Source organism: Sessilibacter sp. MAH3 (genome assembly GCF_054658275.1).
Window position 1 is genome coordinate 1 of sequence record NZ_BAAGIE010000056.1, and the last position, 5,991, is coordinate 5,991.

Consider the following 5,991-nt stretch of genomic DNA (forward strand, 5'->3'; position numbering starts at 1 on the left):
GCTCTTAGTCGTTCCGGCCACAAAAAGCGTGTCCTCCACCGGACGCGCTAACGCGCGCCGCAAAGCAAAGCGTTAGATTTCCGGTCGCTGTGGAATGCTCAAATGAATGACAACTATAAGACAGAAGACATTAAGGTAATTGATTTATACTCCAAAGCATTACCTGAGGTCATCATCGAAATTGAAAAAAGGCCACTGATGTGGCTACCGGAAAAGCATATAAAGTATTTAGGTTCATTCCTAGATGGCTACATTTACGGTAAGAATTGTAAAGCGACTTGTGAGCTTATGAGCGGTTTTAATCAGTTCGTTGAAAAGAAGTACAGTATTACTACTACGCACGGTTGGGTAAGAAATATAGACCATATGTCTTCAGACCCGCATCATGCTCTTGAAAAATTTTTCGAGCTCTTTAACGAGTATATGAGTAATGTAAGTGAAAAAATCTAACAAGTTTGTCCATTTGACGTTTTGGTCTACGCTTCGTTTTGGGGTGGCTTTGCCACATTATCCCAAAACTCCACTACAACCAAAACGCAAATGACAAAGGCGTTATGTTTACGAGAGAGTTAAGTGCAAGTAACTATTGATCGGGGCAAGGTTCACACGGAAGAAGATTTTTACAATACATTTCTTCCACAGGTATCAGCTCCAAAGTGGCATGGGAGAAACCTCGATGCGCTGGCAGATAGTGTTATTACTGGAGATGTAAACCAAATAGAACCTCCGTACACTATCTACAATATTAATACTGGCAATGTCGCAGAGTCGGTATCAGAATTTCAGTTAAAGGTTTTGGGCATCTTTAATGAGGCTGTTGCTTCCAGAAGGTTAATAAAAATTGTCACCGAGTAAAAAACATAACAAGTTGCTCAAGTTCACTCCGGCCACAAAAAGCGTGGCCTCCGCGGGACAACCTACACTGCGTTTCGGTTGCCCCTTAGCAAAGCGTTAGAACTACTCAGTGGTTTTATCGGTGGTAAATATTAGTTGTTACGTAAACTGAAAGTATTCGTTCTTGGTGTTTTTAAGTAAAGTGTTAAATTTGAGTAATTGCGAAATCGTGGCAGCCAGTTTTTAGTAAAAAGTAGGTTTATGTTGGGCAGTTTTGTTCTTCTTAGTTTCAATGTGTAACGTGGTTGCATAAGGCAGAGCAGTTTCGTTCTTCGCAGCTCAAATTGGCAAACTTGATCGCAGAAAGTAAGGTAATTCAATGTTTAGTTGTATACGTTTAGCACGGCAAAATAGTTATTTTTGCAATTGTTCTAACAAGTTGCTCTTATTCGTTCCGGCCACAAAAGGCGTGGCCTTCACCGGACGCGCTAACGCGCGCCGCAAAGCAAAGCGTTATACGTATTCTTTGTATTATTCTTGGTGAATTTAATCGCTGCTTTGTCGCTGAAGCTTGTCGTTTTTGGTGGCTGAAACTTCAGTAAACTAAAGTGTTAAATGGCTAACGTGGTAACCAGTATTTTGTGCTTTGCCATCTTAAAATCAATCCAGTTAGTTCTTCTTTGTACACATTAAACTGTGGTAAATTTTCAGTTTATTGGCCTGCATTTTAAAGCAGTAAATTCAACAATGGTGGTGAAGGCTGTTTATGTTAAAAACGTATAACAAGCCGCTCAAACATCAGGCAAAAATAAGTTTTTGCCTTGGACTCGCCACTGCGTGGCTCGCTGTTTAGCGGGGCGTTAGACAAAAATAATGAATAGCGATCAAATTGCAAGAATTGAAAATCAAATAGATTTGGAATTTTCGGATTCTCTATTGAATGGTATTGGATATTCACAGAGCCTTTGGACTGTTTTGTCCGTCATGGAAGATAAGCACTTGAAAATGACGCAGATAAAACCACTTGAATTTGAGTATCAGCATGCGCAAATTGATACCTTAATGAACGCATTGACGCATCCAATTAGATGTATTTATAAAAGTAATGATCAGGCACCGGGGTCAATAATTCACGATGTCATAGACGATCATTACGGTTGGGCACATGAATGGATAGAGAAGGCAGTTCAATATAATAATTTTCATACGATATTTCCTTTATATTGGAAAGGAAAGATATCGATTGAAATCGATGGGAATAATATAAACGCTGACGATTGGCGCAGTGAAGAGCCTCGCTACGAAGTCTATAATAGGTTATTTAGAAAGGACGGTGATAAAAGTGAGTCAATACTCGATCCGTCAAAAGCAGTAGAATCACTAATCGGCCATTTTCAAGTAAGAAAAAATAGGTTTCAGTTAAACCTGACTCCAAAACTAGTAAAGACATTAGTGAATATATACGCAGACTACACCCAATCAAGATACAAGATACCCGATAATTGGAAGTGCTGTCATTTTGAATTTGGAGACTTTAAAAAAGTATACACTACTATTCAAGCCATTATGTTCGGGCGGTTCATCTGCAGATCTATGCTAGCTATGAATGGATTGCCAGGATTAGGTTACAGTGACGCAGTTTGGGTTTTACCTAAGCTTGAACTGGGAAATCGGCTCTCAAGATACTCTGGGATTGAAAAAGTTAAAGTTAAAAAAATTATAGAATACTTAACATTTGGGAGTGAAGATATACGAAATCCTGATGTGGCAATACAACCGATAATTGACCTTCGTAACGGACTTTTAGCTCTTTCACCTTTCATTTTTTTACACTCAAACGCTGAAAGGAATCTGTGTGTATTGCTTAACCAAATATCAGAGGAGAAGGTTAAGTATGCAAAGCTTACACAACAAAAGGAATATGTATTAAAAGGCGAAATAATTGATGAAGTCAAGAGCTTGGGGTATAGAGTGGAAAGCGGAAATCTGATTGATACCGATTTAGATTTTGCGGTAATCGATGATGAAAATAAATTATGTATTGCGTTTGAGCTGAAGTGGTTTATCGAACCAGCTGAAATTAGAGAATCTTTAGATAGATCTAAAGAGCTCGAAAAGGGTATAGAGCAGGCCAAAAAATTTAGTGACAAGTTTTTAAATAAAGACAAGCAGTTAATAAGCGATGTTCTAAAGATAGATGGTGATTACGAGTTTGTTTCTGCAGTTGGATCAAGAAACTGGATAGGCAGCTTTTATGTGCAGTCAGAATCTATCCCGATTATAAAAATCAAGCATTTTATCGAAGAGCTAAAGGAAAGAGGAAATTTGGAGTCTACTGTCAGATGGCTTCAACACAGAGACTATTTGCCAAAGGAATCTGTGGACTACGAGATCGTTGATGTTCCATTAAGATTTGGGGAATGGCAAAGTAAATGGTATGGAATTAGGCCCATTGTCTAACAAACGGCTCCACGCAGACGCCCAAACCTACGCGGTTTTTGTGTACTCGCTGGCGCTCATTATCACACAAAAGCCGCTCCGGTTTGGCCGCTGGTGAGCCGGGCGTTAGGAATACTAATGGAAATAGATTGCGAAAAAGCTAAATTGAATGTCCTGTTGATACACCAATTTCTATCGGAAGAGTCTCAATGGGCAAAAGGAATTTCTCTATCAACTGTCCAAAAATCTTTGGAAAATTCGCTTTGCTTTGGCGGGTATGTTGGCTCAGAGCAAATAGCTTTTGCACGAGTAATAACGGATTATTCTACTTTTGCTAACCTTGTAGATGTTTTCGTCCTGCCCAATTATCGCGGAAATGGGTTTGGCAAAAAACTTATGGAGGCCGTTATCTCTCACCCAGAACTGCAAGGTCTAAGGCGCTTCACGCTCGCGACGGCTGATGCACATGGTCTGTATAGTCAGTGTGGTTTTGCCTCTTTAGTTAAACCGCAAACTTTTATGGAGCGTTATCAGCCTGATGTATATGTAAGTTCCTAACAAGGCCATCATGCATCGCCAGCAAGCTGGCTGGACAAATTTTCCGTTGCTCGTTTTGTGCTTAATCGCTACGCTAGCACAAAACAATCAAATCCAAATTTGCCGCATATGGTGACGTTATAGGGCTTGAGCATGCAGAAGTTTCAAAATGCTATCGTATCTTTTATCTGTGAGGCTGTTGCTTCCATCCGCTGGGAAAATGAAGATTCTCCAGGTTCTGCTTACTTGAAAGAAATAACTGAATACGATGGTGTTGTCGAAGAATTAAATTCTGAAATAGACCCTGAAGTAAAAGAATTCTATTTAGGGGTCATAAACGACATTGAGTGGGCGCTTAACGACGATTGGCTTCCTACGGAAATATGCGCTTTGCCTTTGGTTGAAGCTCGCTGCTTTCTACGTGACACTTGGCCAGTTATCGAAGAGCATGGGCTAAAAGACTCAATCCGTAAAATCAAGGAATGCCATGCAACTTACAAAACAGCCCTATAACAAGTTGCTCAAGTATACTCCGGCCGCAAAAAGGCGCGGCCTCCGCGGGACAACCTACACTGCGTTTCAGTTGCCCCTTAGCAAAGCGTTATACGTATTCTTTGTATTATTCTTGGTGAATTTAAGAACTGTTTTGTCGCTGAAGTTTGTCATTCTTGGTAGTTGAAGCTTCAGTAAACTAAAGCGTTAAATGGCTAACGTGGTAACCAATATTTTGCATCTTTTAGTCTGAAAATTAATCTCGTTCGTTCTTCATAGTCCGCGTCAAACTGTGGTAAGTTTTCAGTTTATTGGTCCGCATTTTAAAGCGGTAAATTCAACAATAGTGGTGAAGGTTGGTTATGTTAAAAACGTATAACAAACCGCTCAAACATCAGGCAAAAACAGGTTTTTGCCTTGGACTCGCCACTGCGTGGCTCGCTGTTTAGCGGGGCGTTAGAACTACTCAGTGGTTTTATCAGTAGTAAATTTTAGGTGTTACGTAAGCTTGAAGTTCTGGTTCTTGGTATTTTTAAGTAAGGTGTAAAAAGTTGACAGCTACAAAATCGTGGCAGCCAATTTTTAGTAAAAAGGTAGATTTACGTTGGGCAGTTTTGCTCTTCTTAGTTTCAATGAGTGAAGTGGTTGCGTGAGGCAGAGCAGTTTTGTTCTTCGCGGTTTCAATTAGTAACGTGGCACGTAACGTTTGGTAGTTTCGTTCTTTGTTGCTTAATTTGGCAAACTTGGTAGTGGAAAGTAAGGTAACTTAAATGTTTGGTTGTATACTTTTAGTGCTGCAAAATAGTTATTTTTGCACTTGTTCTAACAAGTTGCTCTTATTCGTTCCGGCCACAAAAAACGTGGCCTCCACCGGACGCGCTAACGCGCGCCGCAAAGCAAAGCGTTAGAACTACTCAGTGGTTTTATCGGTGGTAAATATTAGTTGTTACGTAAGCTGGAAGTTCTGGTTCTTGGTATTTTTAAGTAAAGTGTAAATGGTTGGCAGCTACAAAATCGTGGTGCCAATTTTTAGAAAAAAGGTAAATTTTCGTTGGGCAGTTTTGCTCTTCTTAGTTTCAATGAGTGAAGTGGTTGCGTGAGGCAGAGCAGTTTTGTTCTTCGCGGTTTTAATTAGTAACGTGGCACGTAACGTTTGGTAGTTTCGTTTTTCGTGGTTGAAATTGGCAAACTTAGTCGCAGAAAGTAGGGTAGCTCACATGTTTGGTAGTGCGCCTTTAGCACCGCAAAATAGTTATTTGCGTGGTTGTTCTAACAAGTTGCTCTTATTCGTTCCGGCCACAAAAGGCGTGGCCTTCACCGGACGCGCTAACGCGCGCCGCAAAGCAAAACGTTAGAACTATTCAGTGGTTTTATCAGTGGTAAATTTTAAGTGTTACGTAAACTGAAAGTTTTCGTTCTTGGCGCTTTTAAGTACAGTGCAAAATGTTAGCAGCTACAAAATCGTGGTAGCTAATTTTTAGTAAAAAGGTAGATGTGAGTTGGGCAGTTTTGCTCTTCTTAGTTTCAATTAATAATGTAGCTGCGTAAGGTTTATTGGTTTCGTTCTTCGTGTCTTAACATTGGCAAATGTCGTCACAGAAAGTAAGGTAGTTTAAATGTTTAGTAGTACACTTTTAGCAACGCAAAATAGCTATCTTCGCGGTTGTTCTAACAAGTTGCTCTTATTCG

At 40.0% G+C, this 5,991-nt stretch carries 6 protein-coding genes; all 6 read left to right on the plus strand.

Features of this window, described 5'->3' with window-relative positions; genetic code table 11:
* The first annotated feature begins 102 nt into the window (after positions 1-102).
* Positions 103-450, plus strand: a complete 348-nt coding sequence (locus ACYQ2C_RS18375) for a hypothetical protein (RefSeq protein WP_460104691.1) — start codon at positions 103-105, stop codon at positions 448-450.
* Positions 451-573: 123 nt separating this feature from the next.
* On the plus strand, positions 574-855 hold the full coding sequence (locus ACYQ2C_RS18380; protein WP_460115733.1) for a barstar family protein: 282 nt from the start codon (positions 574-576) through the stop codon (positions 853-855).
* 852 nt (positions 856-1,707) lie between these two features.
* Complete coding sequence (locus ACYQ2C_RS18385) at positions 1,708-3,294, plus strand: hypothetical protein (protein ID WP_460104637.1); 1,587 nt, start codon at positions 1,708-1,710, stop codon at positions 3,292-3,294.
* 117 nt (positions 3,295-3,411) lie between these two features.
* A complete protein-coding gene (locus tag ACYQ2C_RS18390; protein WP_460050711.1) occupies positions 3,412-3,831 on the plus strand; it encodes a GNAT family N-acetyltransferase in 420 nt (139 codons plus the stop codon).
* A gap of 132 nt (positions 3,832-3,963) precedes the next feature.
* Positions 3,964-4,323 carry a hypothetical protein gene (locus ACYQ2C_RS18395; RefSeq protein WP_460104639.1) on the plus strand — a complete coding sequence of 120 codons (360 nt, stop codon included), beginning with the start codon at positions 3,964-3,966 and terminating at the stop codon, positions 4,321-4,323.
* A gap of 1,196 nt (positions 4,324-5,519) precedes the next feature.
* On the plus strand, positions 5,520-5,657 hold the full coding sequence (locus ACYQ2C_RS18400) for a hypothetical protein (protein WP_460104641.1): 138 nt from the start codon (positions 5,520-5,522) through the stop codon (positions 5,655-5,657).
* The last annotated feature ends 334 nt before the right edge of the window (positions 5,658-5,991 follow it).